This window comes from Arthrobacter sp. KUASC02 (assembly GCF_059739395.1).
In genome coordinates, this window is sequence record NZ_AP046053.1 from 3,550,350 (window position 1) to 3,574,753 (window position 24,404).

Annotated in this window: 18 protein-coding genes; 14 read left to right on the forward strand and 4 right to left on the reverse strand. The window is 66.0% G+C overall.

The features are described 5' to 3' along the window. Positions 1 to 23: 23 nt before the first annotated feature. The gene (locus tag AC6JAC_RS16305) at positions 24 to 1,754 is read right to left on the reverse strand and encodes a flavin monoamine oxidase family protein (RefSeq protein ID WP_497965446.1); all 1,731 of its coding nucleotides are present in this window, start codon (positions 1,752 to 1,754) and stop codon (positions 24 to 26) included. Then, a complete protein-coding gene (locus tag AC6JAC_RS16310) occupies positions 1,751 to 3,286 on the reverse strand; it encodes an amino acid permease (protein ID WP_497965448.1) in 1,536 nt (511 codons plus the stop codon). Before AC6JAC_RS16310 ends, AC6JAC_RS16305 begins: the two co-directional genes overlap by 4 nt. A 102-nt stretch (positions 3,287 to 3,388) precedes the next feature. Between AC6JAC_RS16310 and alr the strand changes: the two genes are divergently transcribed. Beyond that, positions 3,389 to 4,597 (forward strand): alanine racemase, encoded by a 1,209-nt coding sequence (alr, locus tag AC6JAC_RS16315; RefSeq protein WP_497965450.1) that lies wholly within the window; start codon positions 3,389 to 3,391, stop codon positions 4,595 to 4,597. Then, complete coding sequence (locus AC6JAC_RS16320; protein ID WP_497966848.1) at positions 4,587 to 6,275, forward strand: PucR family transcriptional regulator; 1,689 nt, start codon at positions 4,587 to 4,589, stop codon at positions 6,273 to 6,275. The genes alr and AC6JAC_RS16320 overlap by 11 nt, the downstream gene beginning before the upstream one ends. On the opposite strand, the gene AC6JAC_RS16325 is transcribed toward AC6JAC_RS16320, so the two are convergent. Further along, positions 6,218 to 7,048 (reverse strand): nitrilase-related carbon-nitrogen hydrolase, encoded by an 831-nt coding sequence (locus tag AC6JAC_RS16325; RefSeq protein WP_051628816.1) that lies wholly within the window; start codon positions 7,046 to 7,048, stop codon positions 6,218 to 6,220. The two genes, AC6JAC_RS16320 and AC6JAC_RS16325, sit on opposite strands and share 58 nt — an antisense overlap. A gap of 228 nt (positions 7,049 to 7,276) precedes the next feature. Between AC6JAC_RS16325 and AC6JAC_RS16330 the strand changes: the two genes are divergently transcribed. From AC6JAC_RS16330 to AC6JAC_RS16385, 12 genes are all read left to right on the forward strand, one after another. Next, positions 7,277 to 8,467 carry an ROK family transcriptional regulator gene (locus AC6JAC_RS16330; RefSeq protein ID WP_028270515.1) on the forward strand — a complete coding sequence of 397 codons (1,191 nt, stop codon included), beginning with the start codon at positions 7,277 to 7,279 and terminating at the stop codon, positions 8,465 to 8,467. A gap of 131 nt (positions 8,468 to 8,598) precedes the next feature. Beyond that, on the forward strand, positions 8,599 to 10,158 hold the full coding sequence (gene mmsA, locus AC6JAC_RS16335) for a multiple monosaccharide ABC transporter ATP-binding protein (RefSeq protein WP_028270516.1): 1,560 nt from the start codon (positions 8,599 to 8,601) through the stop codon (positions 10,156 to 10,158). A 45-nt stretch (positions 10,159 to 10,203) separates the two neighbouring features. Beyond that, positions 10,204 to 11,475 (forward strand): multiple monosaccharide ABC transporter permease, encoded by a 1,272-nt coding sequence (mmsB, locus tag AC6JAC_RS16340; RefSeq protein ID WP_497965453.1) that lies wholly within the window; start codon positions 10,204 to 10,206, stop codon positions 11,473 to 11,475. A 50-nt stretch (positions 11,476 to 11,525) separates the two neighbouring features. Next, on the forward strand, positions 11,526 to 12,626 hold the full coding sequence (locus tag AC6JAC_RS16345; RefSeq protein ID WP_028270518.1) for a substrate-binding domain-containing protein: 1,101 nt from the start codon (positions 11,526 to 11,528) through the stop codon (positions 12,624 to 12,626). Positions 12,627 to 12,846: 220 nt separating this feature from the next. After that, on the forward strand, positions 12,847 to 14,328 hold the full coding sequence (locus AC6JAC_RS16350) for an ABC transporter permease (protein ID WP_497965455.1): 1,482 nt from the start codon (positions 12,847 to 12,849) through the stop codon (positions 14,326 to 14,328). Positions 14,329 to 14,330: 2 nt separating this feature from the next. Then, complete coding sequence (locus tag AC6JAC_RS16355; protein WP_028270520.1) at positions 14,331 to 15,038, forward strand: ABC transporter ATP-binding protein; 708 nt, start codon at positions 14,331 to 14,333, stop codon at positions 15,036 to 15,038. Positions 15,039 to 15,244: 206 nt separating this feature from the next. Continuing rightward, positions 15,245 to 16,315 (forward strand): Gfo/Idh/MocA family protein, encoded by a 1,071-nt coding sequence (locus tag AC6JAC_RS16360; protein WP_497965457.1) that lies wholly within the window; start codon positions 15,245 to 15,247, stop codon positions 16,313 to 16,315. Between the two features lie 130 nt (positions 16,316 to 16,445). Beyond that, positions 16,446 to 17,408, forward strand: a complete 963-nt coding sequence (locus AC6JAC_RS16365) for a hypothetical protein (protein WP_497965459.1) — start codon at positions 16,446 to 16,448, stop codon at positions 17,406 to 17,408. A gap of 89 nt (positions 17,409 to 17,497) precedes the next feature. Further along, entirely contained in the window at positions 17,498 to 19,201 is a 1,704-nt protein-coding gene (locus AC6JAC_RS16370) for a beta strand repeat-containing protein (RefSeq protein ID WP_497965461.1), read from the forward strand. Positions 19,202 to 19,431: 230 nt separating this feature from the next. Continuing rightward, a complete protein-coding gene (locus AC6JAC_RS16375; RefSeq protein ID WP_497966850.1) occupies positions 19,432 to 20,646 on the forward strand; it encodes a serine/threonine-protein kinase in 1,215 nt (404 codons plus the stop codon). Continuing rightward, positions 20,643 to 21,146 (forward strand): hypothetical protein, encoded by a 504-nt coding sequence (locus tag AC6JAC_RS16380; RefSeq protein WP_051628805.1) that lies wholly within the window; start codon positions 20,643 to 20,645, stop codon positions 21,144 to 21,146. Before AC6JAC_RS16375 ends, AC6JAC_RS16380 begins: the two co-directional genes overlap by 4 nt. 230 nt (positions 21,147 to 21,376) lie before the next feature. Continuing rightward, a complete protein-coding gene (locus AC6JAC_RS16385; RefSeq protein WP_497965463.1) occupies positions 21,377 to 22,024 on the forward strand; it encodes an SRPBCC family protein in 648 nt (215 codons plus the stop codon). A 75-nt stretch (positions 22,025 to 22,099) separates the two neighbouring features. Here the strand turns inward: AC6JAC_RS16385 and AC6JAC_RS16390 are convergent, their stop codons facing one another. Further along, positions 22,100 to 24,322: an NADP-dependent isocitrate dehydrogenase gene (locus AC6JAC_RS16390; protein WP_454697915.1), complete on the reverse strand. Its 2,223-nt coding sequence runs from the start codon at positions 24,320 to 24,322 to the stop codon at positions 22,100 to 22,102. Between the last annotated feature and the right edge of the window lie 82 nt (positions 24,323 to 24,404).

Sequence of the window (24,404 nt, forward strand, 5' to 3'; positions counted from 1 at the left end):
GCCAAGCTCGACCACAGGGGCGGCTAGTCCAGGCTGATCGGCCCCAGTGCGTCCAGCAGCTCGCCCGGTCCCGGGTTCCCGGCGGCTGACCGGCCGCCCAGGTGGTTCACCACGCCCCACACCGCGTTGAGGCCGGTGGTGACGGCGCCCTCGGCCCAGCCGGCCGTGAAGGATACGTCGTCGCCGGCCAGGAAGATCCCGCGCTGGGCTTCCGGCAGCTTGTCCTGTTTGAAGTGCGTGAACAGCCGCTGCTGGTAGCGGTAGTGCCCGGGCAGGTTCGCCTTGAAGGCGCCCATGAAGTTGGGGTCCGCTTCCCAGGAGACGGTGATGGGCTGGCCGATGATGTGGCTGGCAATGTCCACCCCCGGGTAGATCTGCTCCAGGGAATGCAGCATGAGCTCCACCCGCTGGTCCGCGTCGAGCGCCAGCCATTTCAGCGCGTCGTCGTTCCAGGTGTAGGACAGCAGGATGACGGCGGGCTTGTCCGGACCGTCGTCCAGCAGGTAGGTGGCGCGGTTCAACCGGTCTGTCAGGGTCATGGACAGCACATCCCTGCCCGTCTCCGGATCCGTGTCCTTCCAGAACGGGCGGTCCACCATTACGAAAGTCTTGGAGGACTGCATGTAGTGCGAGCGCTCGATCGCCGTCCACAGCTCCGCGGGGAACAGTGCCTCCTCGGTGTGGATCCGGGTGGACAGCAGCCATGACTGGCACGTGGTGACGACGGCGGGATAGCTCGCCTCCCGGCCCCAGCGTTCGCGCAGGCGCAGGTCGCCGTTGGCGTCCCGGCTGATGCGGTCCACGGCGCCCCGCGGGGAACCTGAATGCAGCGACGCCAGTGACGTCCCTTCCGGCCAGTGGGCCATGCCCGACGGCGCGTGCTGCCACAGTGCCTCGGGGAGCCGCTGCGCTCCCCCGGCAATGAGCCGGTGCTGGTCATCGGCGTCGGTATAGACGACACGGAGGATCTCGAGGATGGAGTTGGGGAAGTCTGTGTCCCAGCCGCCGGTGCCGAAGCCCACCTGCCCGAACGCCTCGCGGTGCGCGAAGCCCGCCTCCTTGAAGGACTCGCTGGCCGCGATGAAGCCGTAGAACGTCTGTTCGTCCATCAACGGCAGGAGCTCGTTCCAGATCTCCTTGATCCGGTCCGTGTCCCGCGCCCGGATGGCGTCCTGCATCTCGCTGAACCGGGCGCCGTCGTTCACTGCCGCCTTCCATGCGTCCGCCACTTCACGGAAGAACGGCGGCAGGTCCGCCGGCGTGCTCGCGTAGTGCTTCTGGCCCGCCAGTTCAATCACTGTGCTGGAGGTGACCGGGGCCAACGGGTTGGGGAAGTCCTGGGTCTGCAGGCCCAGCAGGTCCACGTAGTGGTAAAACGCCTTGCCGGACACCGGGAACCGCATGCCGCCGAGGTCCGCCACCACGCCGGGAGCTGACGGGAAGCTGGCAGTCCGGAGGCGGCCACCGATCTGGTCGGCCTCGTACAGGACCGGCCGGAGGCCCAGTTTCATCAGTTCGTAGGCCGTGACCAGGCCTGACAGGCCGGCGCCGACCACCGCCACTTGGGTACCGTACATCTCGGGCGGGACCGAGCCGAGGCCGTCCGGGTGCGCGAGATACTGGTCGTAGCTGAACGGGAAGTCCGGGTTCAGCATGGTGATCGGGGCGTCGGCTGCCCGGTCCGCGGTGGCCGCGGCCTGAGCGCCGGGTGCCGTGGCGGGGTTGTTGGCCGGCAGTTCGGTGGCGATGGTCATGAAAGGTCTGCCTTCATCGGTTCGGGGGTGGACAGTGGTGAAGTTTCGCGCCCGCTCAGTTCACGGTATTCCTCGTGGCCCAGGGCCGCCACCCTGGAGTGCTTCCGGCCGTAGCCGAAGTAGGCTGCGAGGCCCACCAGCATCCAGATGCCGAAGACCGCCCAGGTGTCGGCGCCGAGGTTGGCCATGAGGTAGGCGCACATAAGCGCGCCGAGGATGGGGGTGAGCGGGAACAGCGGCACACGGAAGGTGCGCTTGAGTTCGGGCCGGTTGCGGCGCAGGTAGATGACGGCCACGTTCACCAGGGCAAAGGCGAACAGGGTGCCGATGCTGGTGGCGTCCGCCAGGTCACCGAGCGGAACCAGCCCTGCGGTAAGCGCCACGAGGACGCCCACGATCACGGTCCCGGAAACCGGCGTGCCGGTGCGGGAAGAGACGCGGCCGAAGATCCTGGGGATGAGTCCGTCGCGGGACATGGAGAGCAGGATGCGGGTCTGGCCGTAGAGGACGGTCAGGACGATGCTGGCGATGGCCAGCACGGCGCCGACGGCGAAGACCAGGGCGATCCACGGCTGGCCTGTGGTTTCCTCGAGGATTTTCACCAGGGCGGCCTCGGTGCCGTCGAACCAGCCCCAGGGGCGGGCGCCGATGGCAGCGACAGCCACGAGGACGTAGATGGTGGTGACGATGGCCATGGAGAGCATGATGGCGCGCGGCAGGTCCCGCTTGGGATTGCGCGCTTCCTCGCCGGCCGTGGAGGCGGCGTCGAAGCCGATGTAGGAGAAGAAGACCGTCGACGCCGCGGCCGAGACGCCTGCCGCGCCCATCGGCAGCAGCGGCTCGAAGTTGCCTGCGTTGAACGCCGTGAATGCGACGGCGCAGAAGAAGAGGAGGATGCCCACCTTGATCACCACGATCGCGGTGTTGATCCAGGCGCTCTCCCTGGCCCCGCGGACCAGCAGGATCGTCGCGAGGACCACGATGACCATAGCCGGGATGTTCATGATGCCGCCGTCCCCGGGCGGCTGCGAGATGGCGTCCGGCAGGACCTGCCCGAACACCGCGAGGGACTCGTTGACGTACTGGCCTGCGCCGACGGCTACTGCGGCCACCGACACCGCGTACTCCAGCACGAGGCACCAGCCGCAGATCCAGGCCATGCCTTCGCCCATCGTGGCGTAGGTGTAGGAGTAGCTGGAGCCCGCCACCGGGACCAGGCCGGCCATTTCGGCGTAGGACACGGCGGAGAGCAGGGCAGCGAGTCCGGCGATGGCGAACGAAATCCAGATGGCGGGGCCGGCCAGCGGCACTGACTCGCCAAGGATGACCAGGATGCCGGTTCCCAGCGTGGCGCCGACGCTGATCATGGTCAGCTGCAGGACCCCGAAGCTGCGGACCAGCTTGGTGCCGCCATGACCGCTGTCGGCCTCGCTGACCATCTGGCCGATCGGCTTGCGGCGCAGCAGTTGTGCAGCCAAGCCCGGACGGCGGGCAGCTGCCGGCGGCCGGCCGGTGAGTGTAGGCACAGTCATCATTGACGTCCGTTCGTGAGTAGTTAGCGGCTTTCCCCTGGTCCAGCTTAGGTTTGTGAGCCACCTCTCATCGTTGTGCAAAATGACCTATAGTCTTCTGGCATGAGACTTAATGCACACACCGATAGCATGCGGAACACGGCGCTGACCGGACAGGTCAGCGTTGACCTTTCGGCCATCGCGGACAACATCCGGACCCTCCGCCAGCGCTCGGCGGCACCCCACTTCATGGCCGTGGTGAAGGGCAACGCCTACGGCCACGGACTTGTTGACGTCGCCCGGACGGCATTGTCGGCCGGTGCGGACTGGCTGGGAACGGCGCAGCTTCATGAGGCGATTGCCCTGCGCCGGGCGGGCATCACCGCACCGGTATTGTCCTGGCTGTACCTCGCGGCAGCCTCCAGCGAGACGATCCGGGAAGCGCTGGAGTACGACGTCGATGTGTCACTGGGCAGCGTCGCCCAGCTCGACGTCGTGGCCGGCATCGCACGCCAGCTGGGCCGTCCCGCCGTCGTCCATCTTGAACTGGACACGGGGCTGAGCCGCGGCGGGGCACGGGCGGAGGACTGGGCGGAACTCGTCGCCGCTGCCCGGGCTGCAGAACGTGACGGCATGCTCCGCGTGCGCGGTGTCTGGACGCATCTTGCCTGGGCCGACGTTCCGGCGCACCCGGCCAACCTGGCGGCGGTGCAGGCTTTCGAAGAGGCCGTCCGCGCGGCCAGGGCGGCGGGCCTGGAACCTGCTCTCCGGCACGTCTCGAGTTCGGCCAACATCCTTGACCGGCCGGAATTCGCCTTCGATATGGTGCGTGCCGGCCTGGCGTTCTACGGGCTGGCTCCGGCCGACCACCTGGCTCCGGCCGACTTCGGCCTGCGTCCCGCCCTGACGGTCACGGCGCCGGTGGTGCTGGTGAAGAAAGTGCCCGCCGGAACCGGGGTGAGCTACGAGCACCAGGCCATCACGCACGAGCCGCGGTACCTGGGGCTGATCCCGCTGGGCTACGCGGACGGCATCCCCAAGGGCATCACGGGCCGCAGCCTGATCCTCCTCGGGGGCCGCCGTGTCCCGGTAATCGGTAAGGTCTGCATGGACCAGTTCATGGTGGACCTGGGCCCGGACGCACAGGGCGTGGCCGTTGGTGACACAGCTGTGCTATTCGGCGATCCGCGCACGGGGGCCGCGAGCGCCGATGACTGGGGCGCGGCGATCGGCAGCCACGGCGACGAGATCATCAACCGGATCGCCCCGCGCCTGCCGCGCGCCTACGAGTGCCCGGACTACCAGGAAGCCGGTGCTCCCGTTGGCGCCTGAGGCAGCGGTCGAGCGGCTCGGCTTCGTCTCGCTGGAGCAGTTCCTGCAGAAGCTGCCGCCGGAGCTGAAAGTACTCCACGACGGCGGCAACGGCGCCGGGATGCTCCGCTGGGTGGAGCCGAGCGAGCTGGAGGATCCGACGCCCTACCTGCTCGACGGCGAGTTCATCCTCACTGCCGGCCTGCCGTTCCTCGGCGAGGGCGGCAGCGGGGGAAAGGTGGACGCGTATGTGCAGCGGCTGGTGGGCGCCGGCGTGGGGGCCCTGGGGTTCGGGCTGGAACCGTACTTCGACGCCGTGCCGGACACCGTGGTGGCGGCGTGCCGGCGCCACAACCTGACCCTGGTGGAGTTTCCCAGGACTGTTCCGTTCGCGGCGATCGGACTGGCTTTCTCGCAACTGCTGGAGTCGGACAACGCCAGGGTGTTCCGGCAGCTGGCGGACACCAACAGGCAGCTGATGCGGGCGGTCCTGTCGGCCAGGCCGGAGCACGAACTCCTGGCGGCCCTGGTGCAGCGGGTTCCGGTCTGGGCGCTGTTCGTCGGGGCCGACGGCAGGATCCGCGCGCGGGCCGCGGCCGATGGCGGCGGAAGCGGCAACAGCAGCGGCAGCCCTGCCCCGGCGGGAACCGCCGGGGCAGGGGCAAACCCGCCCGCCGCCGTCGAATTTTCCGCTTTGCAGCCGCTGCTGAAACGGCTGCTGGGCGGAAGCGGCCCCCGCGTTGAGATGGAGTCCCTCGAGGACCCGCGGCCGTCCACGGTGTTCGGCCACCCGCTCCGCAGCACCCGCGACGCCAACCTCGGCGCCCTGATCCTGGGCTCGGCCGGACCGCTCACCCCGGCACAGAACAGCGTGGTGTCCTCGGTGGTGGGGCTCCTGGAACTGCTGGTCCGTCAGCGGACCAGCGGCTCGCTGGCACCCAGCCAGCTGGCGACCGCGCTGCTGCTGCATCCGGACAGCGTGGCCTCCGGCGGCACGAAGCACATCAACGGCCTCAAGGACCTCCTGGCGCAGAGCATCTCCTCCACGCGCTCGGCACCCCTGCGGGTGGTCCAGGGCGTGAAGGCCGAACCCGGCGGCCCTGCGGGCGACAGTCCCGTCCGGGAACTCCTGCAGTGGCGCCGGATGTTCGACACCAAGCTCGTGGAGATCACCGACTACGGTTTTGCCGCCATCACCCGCCTCAAGGTCGACGAATCCCTGCTGGCCGAGGCGGAGGAACTCGGCTGGCGCCTGGTGATCGGGGATGCCACCGAGTTCCAGGCGCTCGCGTCCGCGTACCGGCGGGTGACGTCGCTACGCGCCCGGGTTCAGGCAACGGGCCGGAGCGCCCGGGTGGACGAGGTGACCTGGTCCGTGGCCGGCCTGCTTGGCCGCGAAGCCGGAACCATGCTGGCGGCACGCCTGCTGGAACCGGTCCTTGGCCAGGAGGATCCCGAGCGGCGGGCCGCCCGGCTGGCGGTGCTGCGGACGTGGCTGGGAGAGAACGGGAGCTGGGACGCCACGGCGAAGGCGCTGGGCCTGCACCGGAACAGTGTCCGCCGCCAGATCAACGCCCTGGCCGAACTCCTGGACACCGACCTCAACCAGGCCCAGGTCCGCGCGGAACTCTGGTTCGCCCTTCAGTACGTGGACGAATCTCCCCCCGCGACCGAGGCTGCGCCCTCCCAGTCCGAGTAGAGCTCCGGCCTCCGCTCCCTGAGGTACGGCACGGCTTCCCGGGCGTCGCGGGCGCTGGCGGCGGACACCTCGGCGTACAGCAGTCCGGGCGCCGGACCTGCAGCGGCCAGGAGGCTGCCGTCGGGGCCGGCGATGACGCTGCCGCCCAGGAACGCACAGCCGTCCTCCTCCCCTGCGTGGTTGGCGTAGGCCACCGTCAGCTGGCTCTCCAGCGCCCTGGCGCGCAGCAGGACCTGCGGAACGGAGTCGAATCCCTGGGACAGGGCGGTGGGGACCAGGAGCAGTTCTGCGCCGCGGACCGCGGCGGCACGCACCGCTTCGGGAAACTCGACGTCGTAGCAGATCACCATGGACGTTTTGATGCCGTGGAAGTCCACGACGGCGGGAGGTTCAGCCGCCGGGCTGAACGCCTGGCGCTCGTCCGCGCCAAACAAGTGGACCTTGGCGTAGTTCAGCAACTCGGCCCCTTCGCGGTCCACCAGCGTGGAGGTGATCTGCCACCGGCCGTCCGCGGTGACGGCGGGCAGGCTGTACACCAGTGCGATCCCGCTCTTCCGCGCGATGCCGGCCAGTGTCCGGCGGATGGCCGGAAGCCTGGCGGGATCCAATCCCGCCCGGACCCGCAGGGGCGCATACCCCACCGGAAACAGCTCCGGAGTGAGAAGCACCTCCGCCCCGGCAGCGGCGGCCGTCCGGGCCGCATCCTCAACTGCCGCGCAGTTGGCGTCCACATCAAGTACGGCGGCGTTCGCCTGCAGGAGTGCCAGCAGCACCGTTACCACCTCTATAGTCTCCGGGATGCCCGCGGGGAACGCGGGCCGCCTCTTCTTGCAGCCTCTTCCTACCAGCGTAGCGAGGGTGCAGACTGTGCCGTAGGTGCATTTCCACCCGGAAACAGGGGCTCGCAGTGCGGAACGTCCGTGCGTGCGGCGGGGGTGCTGCAATGGTGCCTTGCGTTAACTTCTTGACTACAACGGTGCAGATGGTGCACGCTTCTTTGCATGCCCTCATCACCGCGCTCAACGAGGAGCCGAACCAAGAACCCTGGTTCACAGTCCGCCCTGAGGCACTTGAACCAGCAACGGATCATCGAGTGCCTGCTGAACGGTCCGTCAACCCAGGCTGAACTCGCCCGGCAGACCGGATTGTCCACCGCCACTGTCTCCAACATCGTCAAGATCATGCAGGACGCCGGGCTGGCGTCCACGGAGCCGATCACCAGTTCCGGCCGGCGCGCACTGAACGTCCGGCTCAACAGCAACGGGGCGGTCGCCGTGGGAATCGACTTCGGGCGGCGGCACCTCCGGGTGGTCCTGGCAACCCTGAGTTACCACATCATCGCCGAGGAATCCGTATTGCTGCCGCTGGGCCACCACGCCGACGAAGGCATCCGGGCCGCCGTCGAACTCCTTGCCAAACTTCTGGCGGAAAGCGGCGTGGAACGCAGCGCCATAGTAGGGGCCGGCGTCGGAATCCCGGGCCCCATCGACCGCCGGACGGGCACTGTGGCGCAGGGTGCCATCCTTCCCGAATGGGTGGGCATCAACATCCTGCACTACCTTGAAGAGACCCTGAATTTCCCCGTGTTCATTGACAACGACGCCAACCTTGGCGCCCTGGCAGAGGTCACGTGGGGACCCCACAGCGGCATCAGCAACCTGATGTTCATGAAGATCGGTTCGGGCATTGGCGCCGGGCTGATCCTCAACGGTGCCCCGTACTACGGCAACGTGGGCATCACCGGCGAAATCGGCCACGCCACCATCCACGAGCACGGCCTCATCTGCCGCTGCGGGAACCGGGGGTGCCTGGAAACCATTGCCTCCACAACCACCATGATCGAGCTCCTCAGCCGCGGTGAGGAAAAACCGCTCAGCGCGGAGGACATCGTCCGCAAGGCACTGGAGCGGGACTCAGCGACACTTCGTGTCATCGACGACGCCGGCCTGGCGGTGGGCCGGGCCCTGGGCAACGTGGCCAACCTCATCAACCCCGAAGTCATTGTGATGGGCGGCCCCCTGGCGGGTCTGGGAGACCTGCTCCTGGATCCCATCCGGCGGGGCCTGGTGCGCCACGCGGTGCCCGTCATCGGCGAGACCACAACACTGACAATGTCCTCGCTCGGGGACCGCGCGGAGGCCCTCGGGGCCGCCGCACTGGTCTTCCAGCATGCGGGAATCCGCCGCTCCTGAACCTATTCGTTATCTGGCCGTTGCGTTAAAGACTTGACGACAACGGCTGTGATCAAGTTTACTTTTTCATCAGACGGCCCTGCGGTTTGCAGGGCGGACAACGAAGTCATGCATTGGAGGCGTAAGGGCAAATGACGTCCCAGACCACGCAAAGCGATCCGATCCTTCTCGAGATGCGCTCCATCACCAAGGAATTCCCCGGCGTTAAAGCTTTGTCCGAGGTGAGCCTGCGGGTGAAGGCCGGCGAGATCCACGCCATCTGTGGTGAGAACGGCGCCGGCAAGTCCACCCTCATGAAGGTCCTGTCCGGTGTGTATCCGTTCGGGACCTACGACGGCGACATCGTCTACCAGAACGAAGTCCAGCAGTTCAAGGACATCCGTGCCAGCGAGCAGGCCGGCATCGTGATCATCCACCAGGAACTCGCGCTCATCCCGGAACTCTCCATCATGGAGAACATCTTCCTGGGCAACGAGCCCACCAAACGCGGCATCATCGACTGGGCCGAGGCCCGGACGCGGTCCACCGAACTGCTCGCCCGGGTGGGCCTGCGCGAGGATCCCGATACCGCCATCAAGGAAATCGGCGTCGGCAAGCAGCAGCTCGTCGAAATCGCCAAGGCGCTGAGCAAGTCGGTGAAGCTCCTGATCCTCGACGAGCCCACGGCGGCCCTGAACGAATCCGACTCCCAGCACCTGCTGGACCTCATGCTGGGCCTCAAGGGCCGCGGCATCACGTCCATCATCATTTCGCACAAGCTGAACGAGATCGAGCAGATCGCGGACTCGATCACCATCATCCGTGACGGCAAGTCCATCGAGACCCTCGACGTGAAGGCCGACGGCGTGGACGAGGACCGCATCATCAAGGGCATGGTGGGCCGCACGCTGGAGTCACGCTTCCCGGACCATGAACCGAAAATCGGCGAGGTGTTCTTCGAGGTCAAGGACTGGAACGTGGGGCATCCCCAGATCCAGGACCGCCTGGTCTGCAAGAACTCCAACTTCTTCGTCCGCCGCGGCGAGATTGTCGGTTTTGCCGGGCTTATGGGCGCCGGCCGCACCGAGCTTGCCCGTTCCGTGTTCGGCCGTTCCTACGGAAGGTTCATCTCCGGCCACATCTACAAGGACGGCAAGGAGATCACCCTCCGCTCGGTGCGCCACGCGATCGACGCCGGGCTGGGCTACGTCACCGAGGACCGCAAGTCCCTGGGATTGAACCTCCTCGATGACATCAAGACCACCACGGTCGCGGCGAACCTGAAGAAAATCAGCAAGCACAACATCGTGGACCCCAATAAGGAATTCACCGTTGCGGAGCAGTACCGCAAGTCCCTGCGCACCAAGACGCCCTCAGTGGAAGAAGGCGTCGCCAAACTCTCGGGCGGCAACCAGCAGAAGGTGGTGCTCGCCAAGTGGATGTTCACCGATCCGGACCTTTTGATCCTCGACGAGCCCACCCGCGGCATTGACGTGGGCGCCAAGTACGAGATCTACGGCATCATCCAGCAGCTGGCCAACCAGGGCAAGGGAGTGATCGTGATTTCCTCCGAACTGCCTGAACTGCTGGGACTCTCGGACCGCATCTACACGATCTTCGAAGGCGCCATCACCGGCGTCCTGAACAAGGATGAAGCCAGCCAGGAAAGCCTGATGAAGCTCATGACATCCGCCCGCAAGACCGCCGCCTGACCTTCTGGATACCTCCAGAACCTTCCAGACACAAGGACCGAAACAATGAACGCGCTCAAGAAGCTATTTGGCGGCAACACCCGCCAATTCGGCATGATCTTCGCCCTGGTTGCACTGATCGTCTTTTTCCAGATTTTCACCGAGGGCCGCACGCTCACCCCGGGTAACGTCATCAACCTCTTCAACGGCAACTCCTACATTCTGATCCTGGCCATCGGCATGGTGCTGGTCATCATCGCCGGCCACATCGACCTCTCCGTGGGCTCGGTGGCAGCGTTTGTCGGCGTCACCGTGGCCCTGGCCATCCGTGACTGGGGCATCCCCTGGTACGCCGGCGTACTGCTCGGCCTGGCCCTCGGGGCGCTGATCGGGGCCTGGCAAGGGTTCTGGACCGCCTATGTGGGCATCCCCGCCTTCATCGTGACCCTCGCCGGCATGCTGCTTTTCCGCGGCTTCAACCAGTTCGTCGGCAAGTCCAACACCATCCCGGTCCCCAACGACTTCCAGTACCTCGGCTCCGGCTACCTCCCCGAGGTGGGGCCGTCCACGGGATACAACAACCTCACCCTGCTGCTGGGCCTGCTGGCCGTTGCCTACGTCATCTTCAGCGAAGTCCGCTCACGCCGCCGGGCCAATGCCCTCGGCGCTGAAGTCCCCGAAGCCTGGGTGATGATCCTCAAGCTCGTCCTGATCTGCGGCGCCATCCTGTACGCCACGTACCTGTTCGCCACGGGCCGCCCGGGAACCTCCTTCCCGATCCCGGGCCTGATCCTGGCCGTCCTGGTCCTCATCTACGGATTCATTTCCTCCAAGACCATCGTCGGCCGCCACATCTACGCCGTGGGCGGCAACCGGCACGCAGCCGAACTCTCCGGTGTGCAGTCCAAGAAGGTCAACTTCCTGGTCATGATGAACATGTCCGTCCTTGCCGGGCTGGCAGGCATGATCTTCGTGGGCCGCTCCACCGCCTCCGGCCCGTTTGACGGCGTCGGCTGGGAACTGGACGCCATCGCTGCAGTCTTCATCGGCGGCGCTGCCGTCACCGGCGGCGTAGGCACCGTGATCGGCTCGATCGTTGGTGGCCTGGTGATGGCTGTCCTGAACAACGGCCTGCAGCTCCTGGGCGTCGGCGCGGACCTCACCCAGATCATCAAGGGCCTCGTCCTTCTCATCGCCGTCGCCTTCGACGTCTACAACAAGACCCAGGGCAAGAAATCCATCATCGGCATGATGATGAAGAACTTTGGTGGCAAGAGCACCGAGCTCCAGCCGGACGAGACGACAGCAACCAAGGACATCATCCGCAAGGAAGCCTGAGCGCTCCCCCACGATTCTCCGCACACCATCTATAGAAAGTGAACCAAGCAATGCAAATGATTGGTAAAGCAGGAAAGGCAGCAGCAATCGCTGCTATTGCGGCACTGGCGCTGACAGCCTGCGGCCGCTCCGAAACCGGCACCACAGGCGGTGGCACGGGCGGCGGCGAGGCATTCCCCAAGAACTCCTCGATCGGCGTCGCGCTCCCCCAGAAGACCAGTGAAAACTGGGTGCTGGCAGAGAAGCTGTTCAACGACGGCCTGAACGGAGCCGGTTTCAAGGCTGACGTGCAGTTCGCCAACGGCGGCGTCTCCGAGCAGCAGAACCAGATCAGCGCCATGGTCACCAAGGGTGCAAAGGTCATCATCGTAGGTGCCATCGACGGCGCCCAGCTGGGTACCCAGCTCAAGCAGGCCAAGGACTCCGGCGCCACCATCATCGCCTACGACCGCCTGCTGCTGAACACCGAGAACGTGGACTACTACGTGGCCTACGACAACTTCAAGGTGGGCGAACTCCAGGGCCAGGCGCTGCTGGACGGCATGAAGGCCAAGAAGCCTTCCGGTCCGTACAACATCGAACTGTTCGCCGGTTCCCCGGATGACGCCAACGCCAAGGTCTTCTTCGACGGCGCCATGAGTGTCCTCAAGCCGAAGATCGACGACGGCACGCTCAAGGTTGTCTCCGGCCAGACCTCGTTCGAGCAGGCTGTCACCCAGGGCTGGAAGGCAGAGAACGCCCAGCGCAGGGCTGACACCCTGCTGACCGGCAGCTACAACACCGCTTCCCTGGACGGCGTCCTGTCCCCGAACGACACCCTGGCGCGTGCGGTCCTGACGTCCGTCAAGGCCGCCGGCAAGCCGCTTCCGGTCATCACCGGCCAGGACTCCGAAGTTGAGTCCGTGAAGTCCATCATGGCCGGCGAGCAGTACTCCACCATCAACAAGGACACCCGCAAGCTCGTTGAGCACGCAATCACCATGGTCAAGGACATCCAGGCCGGCAAGACGCCTGAGATCAACGATGACAAGTCCTACAACAACACGGTCAAGACTGTTCCGGCCTACCTGCTGGATCCGGTCATCGTGACCAAGGAGAACGTCAAGACGGCCTACGTGGACGATCCGGTACTCGGCCCGATCACCAAGTAGTCCCGCGCTGAGGCGCTCCTCAGGACAGTGAAGAGCCCCGGCTCACCCGACAGGGTGGGCCGGGGCTCTTGCGTTCCCCGGGCCCCGCCCCCTGCCGCCGCCCACTGCCGCCGCCCTTCACAGCGCAAACATAGCTTCGGCCCGTTCTCCGCACAGCCACGCGCACCACTGTTGGATCAGCAGCCGGTCATTCCGTCCGGCCAGAGATTCTAGGAGTACCGTGAGCGTCCTCGCCCGAAGTATAGGCAATGCCTTCAGAAACAAGGTCCGGACCGGGGCCGTGGTGGCAGTGCTGGCCGTCGCGATCGGCCTGGCCCTGTCCATGCTGGTGGCCAACCAGGCGGTTGCCGCCAAAGTCGCTGAACTGAACGCATCCGTGGGCACCGTTTTGACCGTCAATCCGGCCGGCGGCCAGGGCTTCGAAGGCGGCGGCGAACCGCTCACGGCAGAGCAGGCCGCCACCGCAGCCGCCGTACCCAACGTCACCAGCGTCGTCGGCACCAAGGCGCTGCGGCTGCGCAACGCCACGGAAGCGGCAGCCCAAGCCGCCGCACAGTCCGCCGCCGGAACCCAAGCAAGCGGGGCCCAGGGCGCCGGCCCCGGCGGGGGCCAGGGCGGACCGGGCGGCCAGAACACCACCACACTGACCACCAGCCTCACCGCCGCCGTCGATGCCGGAACGCTCGGCAGCCGCAACCAGGCAGCAGAGGGAACCACCGGCAGCACCGGCGCCACCCAGCCCGTCCGCAGCCTCCCGATCACCGCCACGGGCATCGGCGCCGAGGTGGACAGCACCGGCAAGGCCCTGTCCATCACCGAAGGCAGCGGCCTGGGCGACTACTCCGCCGAATCAACCAACGCGCTCCTGGGCACCACCCTCGCCGAGAAAAACGGGCTGAAGGTCGGCTCCACGTTCACCATCAACGACAAGACCTACACCGTGGCCGGCCTGTTCGACGCCGGCACCACGTTCGGCAACAACGCCCTCTACGTCACCCTCCCCTCCGCCCAGACCCTGGCCGCACTGCCGGGCGAGCTGTCCACCATGATCGTCACGGTAGACACCCTGGAAAACGTCGATTCCACCAAGACCGCCGTGCAGGCCGCGCTCGGCACCGACAAGGCCGACGTCACCCAGGGCCAGAACCTCGAAACCGCCGTCAGCTCGCTGGACAGCGTCAAGAACATCTCGTTCATCGCGTTCGTCGCGGCGCTGGGCACGGCCGGCCTGATCATCCTGCTGATCATGGTGATGCTGGTCCGCGAGCGCCGTCGTGAAATCGGTGTGCTCAAGGCGATCGGCGCTCCGAACCGCACCATCGGACTCCAGTTTGTCCTGGAGGCGCTGGTCCTCGTGGCGCTCGGCAGTGTGGTGGGTGCCGCCGTCGCCTCCTTCGCCAGCGGCGGCATCGCCTCCGCACTGATCAGCTCCAACACCAGTACGACGACGGCGGCAACCACCGGGCGCGGCATGCCCGGCGGGGCGGCCGGCTTCCCGGGCGGTGGAGCCGGCTTCCCGGGCGGCCAGAACGGGCCGTTCGGCGGGGCATCCCAGCTCCTGACCACCGTCACCGCGAGCGCCTCCCCCGGCGTGATCGCCGCCGGCATCGCCGCAGTATTCGGCGTGGCCATCATCGGAGCCCTGGTTCCTGCACTCCTGACCGCCCGCATCCGCCCCATCGAAGTCCTCCGAGGAGAGTAACCATGATCCAAGTCAAGAATCTCGTCCGCACCTTCAAGTCCGGCGACCGCACCATCAAACCCGTCAACGACGTCAGCTTCGAACTCGAACAGGGCACGCTCGCCTCCATCGTGGGCAAGAGCGGCAGCGGCAAGAGCACCCTGCTGTCCCTGCTGGGAGCACTTGACAAGCCCACCAGCGGAGACGTTGTGGTCAACGGCGTCAGCCTGGCCAGCATGCCCGACGGCAAGCTGACCGAGTACCGGCGCCGCGACATCGGCTTCGTGTTCCAGCAGTTCAACCTGATCCCCAACCTGTCCGCCGTGGACAATGTGATGCTGCCGATGGAGTTTGCCGGGGTCCGCAAGTCCGTGCGGCTGGCCAGGGCCAAGGAGCTGCTGGAGCAGGTGCAGCTGGATCCGGAGAAGCACGTGCGCCGCATCAACCGCCTGTCCGGCGGCGAGCAGCAGCGCGTGGCGATTGCCCGGGCACTGGCCAACGAACCCAAGCTGATCCTCGCCGACGAACCGACCGGAAACCTGGATGAGCAGACCGGCGAACACATCATCGAGCTACTCAGCTCGCTGAGCCGCGACCACAACACCACCATCCTGGTGGTGACCCACGACCGCCAGCTCGCCAACAAGACGGACCGCCGCTTCCGGCTCCAACAGGGCCGCCTGACCGAGGAGCCCGCCCGCGCCAGGGTGGCAGCGGCCGCCACGGCGTAGCCGGGACGCTCCCCTCACAGGCGGGAGCTGAGCAGGGCGTTTCCCAACGCTCTCTCAGCTCCTGCCGCTTTTAACCGGACCCTCTCTCAGCTCCTGCCGCTTTTAACCGGACGCTCTCGCACTTTCCGCACGAAATATTCGGACCCTCTCTCACTTCCTGCGGGGTTTTCCCCAACGCTCTCGCAGCCGGGTGAGAGGATGGCACAATGAGCGCCCCCATCGCGAAACCGTGGCTATTCAGCCAGTCCGACCAGGATCCCCGTTCTTCCACCGGACGCACCCTGCGGTGGGGAGTAGTGGCGACAGGCAGTATCGCCCGGTCGATGGTTCAGGATCTGGCCCTTCTCGCTGATGCGGAGCTGTATGCGGTCAGCTCGAGAAGCCAGAAGTCGGCTGATGCTTTCGCGGCCGAGTACGGCTTCGCCAGGGCGTACGGGGACCACGACGGCGGGCCGGGCTACCAGCGGCTCCTCGCCGACGATTCCGTGGACGTCGTGTATGTGGCCACTCCGCACGCCCAGCACTACGAAGTTGCGTTGGCCGCCCTCCAGGCGGGCAAGCATGTGCTGTGCGAAAAGGCGCTGACCATCAACGCGCGGGAAGCCGCGGAACTTGTGAACCTCGCGCGTGCGAAGAAGCTTTTCATGATGGAAGCGATGTGGAGCCGTTTCCTGCCGAGCATGCAGCGGGCTTTCGAATTCGCGGCGTCCGGGGAACTCGGGACAATTCAGTGGGTCACCGCGGATCTCGGCTTCCCGGCTGTCTACTCCCCCAGCGCTCGGCTGTGGGCACTCAAGGACGGCGGGGGCGCCCTCCTTGACCTGACGGTGTATCCCCTGCTTTGGGCCCTGGGCACCTTGGGTTTTCCGCAGACAGTCAGCGCCACGGGATCAGTGAACGACGACGGCGTGGACACCCAGAATGCGTTGACCCTGGGGTACCACCACGGCGCGCAGGCGCAGCTGACATCGTCGCTGATGGCCTACGGTCCGCGGGCAGCAACCGTCGCGGGAAGCCTGGGTTATTTGCACACCATGGGCTCAATCAACAATCCCAAGGAAATCCTGATCAGGGTCGGCATGGCGGAACCGCGCACCGAACACTTCGACGTTGTGGGCCGCGGTTATTCTTACGAGCTCCGTGAGGTCACCAGATGCATCCAGCAAGGACTCACGGAGAGCCCCGTCGTGCCTCTTGAGGATTCGTTGAATGTCATGCGGTTGTTTGACGGTGTCCGTGCACAGCTGGGCGTGAGCTACCCGAATGATGCCCATTAACTCGGATTAGCAGGGACGGGAAATAATCAATTCGCCGGATTATTTGTCCTAAACCTCTGGACTCCCGCTCTTGGTCGTGCCTAGGCTGTAGGCAATCGTCGATTTTTCGAGGAGCCGGGGGGTGTTGCACATGAAACGTTTGTCATGGCGCGCGCTCCGACCTTTGCTCTTTGCCGGCGCAGCAGCCACAGCCTGGCTGACCCTGTCGGCCCCCGGCGCCAGCGCTGACGCGGCATCAGATCCCGGTTCATTGCTTGGGAACGTCAGCTCGTCTGGGTCCTCAGTCACCGAAGCCGCTGTCCGTCCCGTCGCCGGCGCCCTTGCCGCCGCGGCTCCCTCCGTTGCTCCGAGCGCGGCTGAGGCGGTCGATGCAGCACTTTCCGGCCAGCCAAGTACGACTGAACATGCCGGCCTTCTCAGTCCGATCACCGGCCCTGCAACCGGCACCGTGGACCAACTGATTGAAGCTGTCCCGCTGGTGAACACGGTCGTCCCGTCCGGGAGCGTCGGCACCATCACGGCACCGGTTGTCGAGGCGGCCGACGGAATCGTCGTCGAAATAGTCCAGCAGGTATTGCCTGCAGCCAGCGATGCCCTTCCCGCCCTTGACGCGGCAGTGGACCCGGTTGGTGAGCTGCTGACTGGTGTTGAGTTGCTTCCGGATAACGGTGCCGCGCTGCTGCCGGGTGTTCCTGCTCCGTCTGAGTGGGAGGGTGGGACCGCCGGCGATGTCACACCATCTTTGGTGGTGCCCGTTAGTGCAGGGCCTGAAAGTTCCCGCGAACTCTCCGCCGACCCAGCAAAATCAGCGGTAGTGTCCGCCTCTAAAGATTCCCGGACGCTGCCAACTCCTCATGCCGCGAGCCTCGAAGCACCCCTCCCCGCCGACGAAACACCGTACGCCGCTGCGTTGCCGGCTCTTCCGGGGTCCGGGTCGGGGAGCAGCCAGTCTTCGGGCAGCGGAGCCGGCGGCGCCGCCTGGCTTTCCGACTTTCACATGGATGTTCCGCTGAACCAAGCAGTCCCGGTCAGCGGCCCCCTGCAGACTTCGCCCGCGCCGGTATCTTTCGACCCCGGTTCATCTCCTGACTAGTTAGGCCCTTCCCTGCGCGCACCCTGCGCAGAAAACGGCCATTCGGGCTGCCATCGGCGCCTGACAAACAACTTTCAGGAGATTTCACCATGCACGCAAATATCCGCAGAGGGCTGCTCAGCACCCTCTTTGCCGGCGGGCTCTTAGCCCTCGGCTCCACCGCTGCAAGTGCAGCGGATACAACGAGCGGTTCCGACGGTCTCGCCTCCGGAACCCAGGTCGTCGCACCAGTGACCGCACCCGTCACGGTAGGAACGACGTCGTTGGGCCTGCTGGGTGACTCAACGGCAACCACCGATAACACCGGCGCTACCGCCGCACCGGCGGGCACCAACACGAGCGGTTCAACCACCAGCGGTTCCGACGGTCTCGTCTCCGGAACCCAGGTAGTCGCACCGGTGACCGCACCCGTCACGGTAGGAACGACGTCGTTGGGCCTGCTGGGTGACTCAACGGCAACCGACACCACCACCAACAACACCGGGGGCACCGCACCGGCTGGCAACAACACAAGCGGTTCAACCACCAACGGTTCAGACGGTCTCGCCTCCGGAACCCAGGTCGTCGCACCGGTGACCGCACCCGCCACGGTAGGAACGACGTCGTTGGGCCTGCTGGGTGACTCAACGGCAACCACCGAAAACACCGGGAGCACCGCACCGGCTGGAACAAGCACCACCCCCGCCACCACCAACGGTTCAGACGGTCTCGCCTCCGGAACCCAGGTCGTCGCACCGGTGACCGCACCCCTCACGGTAGGAACGACGTCGTTGGGCCTGCTGGGTGACTCAACGGCAACCACCGAAAACACCGGGGGCACCGCACCGGCAGGAACCGGCACCACCGGTTCAACCACCAACGGCTCCGACGGTCTCGCCTCCGGAACCCAGGTCGTCGCACCGGTGACCGCACCCCTCACGGTAGGAACGACGTCGTTGGGCCTGCTGGGTGACTCAACGGCAACCGACACCACCTCCACCACCAACGGGAGCACCTCGCCGGCAGGAACCGGCACCAGCGGTTCAACCACCAGCGGTTCCGACGGTCTCGCCTCCGGAACCCAGGTCATCGCACCGGTGACCGCACCCGCCACGGTAGGAACGACGTCGTTGGGCCTGCTGGGTGACTCAACGGCCACCACCGAAAACACCGGGGGAACCGCACCGGCTGGCACCAACACGAGCGGTTCAACCACCAGCGGTTCCGACGGGCTCGCCTCCGGAACCCAGGTCATCGCACCGGTGGCCGCACCCGCCACGGTAGGAACGACGTCGTTGGGCCTGCTGGGTGACTCAACGGCCACCACCGAAAACACCGGGGGAACCGCACCGGCTGGCACCAACACGAGCGGTTCAACCACCAGCGGTTCCGACGGGCTCGCCTCCGGAACCCAGGTCGTCGCACCGGTCACCGCACCGATCACGGTTGGCGGCGCGTCGGTTGGAATCGGCGGGGACTCGTCGTCCACGGTCGTTCCTCCGGTAGTGGCTCCCCCGGTGGTCAATCCGCCTGTTGTCACGCCTCCGGTGGCCACGCCCCCGTTGGTGTTCGGTCCGGCAATCGCCCCTCCGGCGGCCGCTGCTGAAGGTCCGTCACCGCTGGAACTGCCCGGCACGAATATGGCACCGGCGGCCGCCTCAGTCACTGCGTTGGCAGCCTCGGGTCCCGCCAACAAAGGGGCCAGCCTTCTCGCCAACACGGGAGCCAACCTTGACCTGGTAACCGTGGCCCTTCTGCTGCTCACCGGCGGCATGACCATCATGCTGGCGCTGACCCGGCGGAGGACGGCCTAAGCTGCCGGCGGGCAGGGTGTGGCCATTACCCCCGCCCTGCCCGCCACGTCAGCTGGGCCCCTGGACTGGCCTGGCGCGGGAGGCCGCTCAGGGCCTTCCGCGCCGGACCTCCGGCAGCTCCACTTTCGATTGCGGAGGTCAACTACCAAGCACCCTTATGAAAATGCATACCCGTCCCCGTATTATTCTTTAGAGCGCGTTCCGAGGGGAACGCAAAAAAGGATGGGGACATCGTGGAGAGTTCGCCCAGTGATACGGCGGGGGTCCTAGGCGGCCGCTACCGTCTTGGCGACGTCATCGGACGCGGCGGCATGGCATCGGTGTACACGGCCAGGGATGAAAACCTCGGCCGCGACGTCGCTTTGAAGCTCTTTGCTCCGCAGGCCGCCGACGCGGACGAGCTAAAGCGTCAGGAAGCCGAGATAGAACTGCTCGCCACCCTGAACCACCCGAGCCTCGTGACGCTGTTCGACGCCGGAATCGACTCCCGCGTCCCTGAAGAACCGCGCCCTTTCCTCACCATGGAATTGATTGAGGGACAGGACCTCCGGAGCAGGATCCGGCATAGCCCAGTGCCCCTGGATGAACTGGCAGTGATCGGAGCAGGGGTGGCCGATGCCCTGGCATACGTCCATAATCTGGGCATCATCCACCGTGACATCAAGCCAGCCAACATCATGCTGGTACAGGTCCGCCCCGGCGAACCCCTGCGCCCCAAGCTGGCGGATTTCGGCATTGCCCGGATCGTTGACGGCACGCGGCTAACAGCCACCGGAACCATGGTGGGAACGGCCGCCTACCTGAGCCCGGAACAGGCGCGGGGCGCCGACCTGGGTCCGGCCAGCGACATCTACTCCCTGGGCCTCGTGCTTCTTGAGTGCATCAAGGGAGCCGTGGAATATCCGGGCAGCGCCATTGAATCTGCAGTTGCCCGCCTGCACCGCGCCCCGGGAATCCCGGACGATGTTCCCGCAGAATGGGCAAGCCTGATCGGCTCTATGACGGCGCTGGAACCCATGGACCGCCCGACGGCGGCTGATGTCGAGATCGCCCTCCGGCATGCCTTGGTGTCCCCTGAGTCGATACCCGGCGCGGTGGCCCAGGAGCCCACCCGCATCCTTCCCGCACCGCCGTCGCGGCCGCCGCTTGTAGCCCCGGACACGACGCAGGAATTGGATTCGGTGCCGGCCGCCCCCGCCCGCACAACGGCTCAGCTGGCGGCCAGCGGAGACGGCCCGCCCCGCGCCGGAATCACCCGACGCATCGGCGCCGCGGGCCGCCGCAAGCTAGCTGCTGCGCTAGCCGGGCTCGCCCTCCTGGTAGTGGGAGCCCTGATTCTTCTGACCGTCAACACGCCCAGCACGCCGGAACCTGTTCAATACCCTGCCGTTACCGGAACGCTGGGCGAACACCTTGAGCAACTACAGAAGAGCGTGGAACCGTGACGTCAATCGCAGAAAACCACCTTCGCCTGGTGCCGTCCCGCCGTTGGCGGACGCTCATCGCGGCCGGCCTGCTTTCGGCCGCCCTCGCCGGCTGCAGTTCCACGGCCCCTGACCTTGAAGCGGATGCCGCGGAGAAACTACAGGCCAAGGTCCTGACTGTTTCACAGTCTGCGGCCGGCAACGACACATCCGGCGCACTCAAGTCGCTCGACGAGCTCGTGGCACAGCTCGACGCTTCAGCGGCCGAGGGCAGCGTGTCGTTCAAACGCCATCAGAGCATCATGACGGCGGTCCAAGCCGTGCGGGCAGACCTCACCGCTGCGCAGGCGGCAGCGAAAGCCCAGGCCGACGCGGAAGCGGCAGCCGCTGCCAAGGCAGCAGCCGATGCGGCGGCGGCAGAAGCTGCGAAGGCAGCCCCTGCTCCCGCCGTCGAAGTCCCCGCCCCTTCTCAAGTAGTCCCGGGAAAGGGCGAGAAAGGCAAGGGCGCCTCCGGCCGCTGACGCCGGCAACGGCGGCTGGAACTGAGTGGACGGCTTGGTGAGGTGGACGGCCCGACCAGGAATCCCGCCGTCGTCGGCCTCCGCGCCCGAACAGCCCTACGGCAATTTTTCATCAGCAAACTTACTATTTGCCGCGATTGTCGCTAGGTTGGTTTAAGCGTGCCCATGAAGCCCGCAACGAGATCAGAACCGCGGGCCACCGGCCCGCCAGCTGAAGGAGTGATGTAAGCATGGCAACTGTCCAGGAATCCATCAACGTAAGCGTCCCGCTGAGCCAGGCCTACAACCAGTGGACCCAGTTCGAGGACTTCCCGCACTTCATGAGCGGCGTGGACGACGTGCGGCAGCTCGACGACACCACAGTGCACTTCCAGACCAGCATCGGCGGCGTCAAGAGGGAATACGACGCCCGGATCACCGTCCAGCAGCCGGACCAGCGCGTGACGTGGGAGAGCCTCGACGAGCCCCGCAACGCCGGAACAGTATGGTTCGAAGCGCTCAACCCGACCGAAACGAAGGTCAGTGTGGAACTCGCCTGGGAGCCCGATTCCGCGGTCGAAAAGGTGGGGGCGGCGGTGGGCCTTGATTCCCGCCAGGTGGCCTCGGACCTCAAACGCTTCAAGAAGTTCATCGAGGAACGCGAAGTGGAGACCGGCGCGTGGCGGGACCGCGTCAGCGATGGCGCAGTCAGCGGAGCTGCAGCCGGAGCCGGCGCGGCAACAACAGCTGCCACGACGGCGGAAATTCCGCTCGACGCCACGACCGCCGTTCCCCTCGAAGAAGAAGTGGGCTACGACGCCGTGCCCACGGAGCAGCCCGTGAACGCGGATCCGGATATGGCCACCGAGCCTCCGTTCGGCAAGCACGTCCAGCGCTAGCGCTGCGGCCGCCGGCCAAACAGAACGCCCCGCCTCCCGTGATGGGAAGCGGGGCGTTCTGTTTGGCCGGTCCGGCTACTTGGCCAGTCCGGAGAGCACTTCGGTGAACTTCGCGGACGGACGCATCACCGAGGCAACCTTGGCAACGTCCGGGTGGTAGTAACCGCCGATGTCCACCGGGGAGCCCTGCACTGCGAGCAGCTCGGCAACGATGGTGTCCTCGTTGGAGGTCAGCGCCTCGGACACGGCGGCGAAATCGGCGGCAAGCTCGACGTCGTCGGCCTGCTTCGCCAGTTCCTGCGCCCAGAATTTGGCCAGGTAGAAGTGGCTGCCGCGGTTGTCCAGTTCCCCAACGCTGCGGCGGGGGGACTTGTTTTCGAGCAGGAACGTGCCGGTGGCGCGGTCCAGGGTGTCGGCGAGAACCTGGGCACGCTTGTTGCCCGTGGTGGTGGCGAGGTGCTCGAAGCTGACGGCGAGAGCCAGGAATTCACCCAGGCTGTCCCAGCGCAGGTGGTTTTCCTTCAGCAGCTGCTGGACGTGCTTCGGAGCGGATCCGCCTGCGCCGGTCTCGAAGAGTCCGCCGCCGTTGATCAGCGGAACCACGGACAGCATCTTGGCACTGGTGCCCAGTTCGAGGATCGGGAAAAGGTCGGTGAGGTAGTCGCGGAGCACGTTGCCGGTCACCGAAATGGTGTCCTCGCCCTTGCGGATGCGCTCTAGGGTGAAGGCCGTGGCCTTCACCGGGGACATGATCTCGATCTGGAGGCCCTCGGTGTCGTGCTCCTTGAGGTATTCCTTGACCTTGGCGATCAGGTTGGCGTCGTGTGCGCGCTCTTCGTCCAGCCAGAACACTGCCGGGGTTTCGGAGGCGCGGGCGCGGGTGACGGCCAGCTTGACCCAGTCGCGGATCGGCACGTCCTTGGCCTGGCAGGCGCGCCAGATGTCGCCCGGGGCCACCTGGTGTTCGATCAGGACGGTGCCCTTGCTGTCCACGAGCTGGACGGTGCCGGCCGACTGGATCTCAAAGGTCTTGTCGTGGCTGCCGTATTCCTCGGCGGCCTGTGCCATGAGGCCCACGTTCGGCACGGTGCCCATGGTGGTCGGGTCAAAGGCGCCGTTCGCGCGGCAGTCGTCGATGACAACCTGGTAAATGCCGGCGTAGCTGCTGTCCGGAAGGACGGCCAGCGTGTCGGCTTCCTTGCCGTCCGGGCCCCACATGTGGCCGGAGGAGCGGATCATCGCGGGCATGGATGCGTCCACGATGACGTCGGACGGAACGTGCAGGTTGGTGATGCCCTTGTCCGAGTCCACCATCGCCAGTGCGGGACCTTCGGCGAGGCCCTTCTTGATGGCAGCCTGGACGCCTTCGCGGACGTCTTCGGGAAGTTCTTCGAGTCCGCCCAGGATGGAGGCCAGACCGTTGTTGGCGCTCAGGCCTGCGGCGGCAAGCTGCTCGCCGTACGTGTCGAACAGTTCGGCGAAGTAGGCCTTCACCACGTGGCCGAAGATGATGGGGTCCGAGACCTTCATCATGGTGGCCTTCAGGTGTGCCGAGAACAGCACGCCCTCTTCCTTGGCGCGGACAACCTGTGCTGCCAGGAATTCGTCCAAAGCGGCGGCGCGCATCACGGTGCCGTCAACAACTTCGCCGGCCAGCACGGGGAACCCGCGCTTCAGGACCTTGACGGTGCCGTCTTCCTTGACCAGCTGGATCTTGACGGTGTCATCAGCTTCGATGACCACCGACTTTTCGTTGGCGCGGAAGTCCTCGGCGCCCATGGTGGCCACGTTGGTCTTGGACTCCGGCGTCCAGGCACCCATGGAGTGCGGGTTCTGGCGGGCGTAGTTCTTCACGGAAAGGGGCGCACGGCGGTCGGAGTTGCCTTCGCGCAGGACCGGGTTGACGGCCGAGCCCTTGATCTTGTCATAGCGTGAGCGGATGTCCGTCTCGGTGTCGGAGGACGGGTTGTCCGGGTAGTCCGGAAGGTCGTAGCCCTGGGACTGGAGCTCGGCGATGGCGGCCTTCAGCTGCGGAATCGATGCGCTGATGTTGGGCAGCTTGATGATGTTGGCTTCCGGCTTCTTTGCCAGGTCACCCAGTTCGGCCAGGGCATCGCTGATCCGCTGCTCTTCGGTGAGGTAGTCACCGAAGACGGAGATGATGCGGCCAGAGAGGGAGATGTCGCGGGTCTCCACTTCCACACCGGCAGTCGACGCGTAGGCCTCGATGATCGGCAAGAACGAGTAGGTGGCCAGCATGGGCGCTTCGTCAGTGTGGGTATAAATAATCTTGGCCATTGGTGGGGCGTCTCCTGAAGGTATACATACATCTGGAACTCTGGCGTTATTTCAACATTCTTAACTTACCCGAGCAGGGCGC

Excerpts from the sequence above, each read along its gene's own strand:
- AC6JAC_RS16305 (WP_497965446.1), bottom strand. The coding sequence starts at position 1,754 with ATGACCATCGCCACCGAACTGCCGGCCAACAACCCCGCCACGGCACCC.
- AC6JAC_RS16310 (WP_497965448.1), bottom strand. The coding sequence starts at position 3,286 with ATGACTGTGCCTACACTCACCGGCCGGCCGCCGGCAGCTGCCCGCCGT.
- alr (WP_497965450.1), top strand. The coding sequence starts at position 3,389 with ATGAGACTTAATGCACACACCGATAGCATGCGGAACACGGCGCTGACC.
- AC6JAC_RS16330 (WP_028270515.1), top strand. The coding sequence starts at position 7,277 with ATGCCCTCATCACCGCGCTCAACGAGGAGCCGAACCAAGAACCCTGGT.
- mmsA (WP_028270516.1), top strand. The coding sequence starts at position 8,599 with ATGACGTCCCAGACCACGCAAAGCGATCCGATCCTTCTCGAGATGCGC.
- mmsB (WP_497965453.1), top strand. The coding sequence starts at position 10,204 with ATGAACGCGCTCAAGAAGCTATTTGGCGGCAACACCCGCCAATTCGGC.
- AC6JAC_RS16345 (WP_028270518.1), top strand. The coding sequence starts at position 11,526 with ATGCAAATGATTGGTAAAGCAGGAAAGGCAGCAGCAATCGCTGCTATT.
- AC6JAC_RS16355 (WP_028270520.1), top strand. The coding sequence starts at position 14,331 with ATGATCCAAGTCAAGAATCTCGTCCGCACCTTCAAGTCCGGCGACCGC.
- AC6JAC_RS16360 (WP_497965457.1), top strand. The coding sequence starts at position 15,245 with ATGAGCGCCCCCATCGCGAAACCGTGGCTATTCAGCCAGTCCGACCAG.
- AC6JAC_RS16365 (WP_497965459.1), top strand. The coding sequence starts at position 16,446 with ATGAAACGTTTGTCATGGCGCGCGCTCCGACCTTTGCTCTTTGCCGGC.
- AC6JAC_RS16370 (WP_497965461.1), top strand. The coding sequence starts at position 17,498 with ATGCACGCAAATATCCGCAGAGGGCTGCTCAGCACCCTCTTTGCCGGC.
- AC6JAC_RS16385 (WP_497965463.1), top strand. The coding sequence starts at position 21,377 with ATGGCAACTGTCCAGGAATCCATCAACGTAAGCGTCCCGCTGAGCCAG.
- AC6JAC_RS16390 (WP_454697915.1), bottom strand. The coding sequence starts at position 24,322 with ATGGCCAAGATTATTTATACCCACACTGACGAAGCGCCCATGCTGGCC.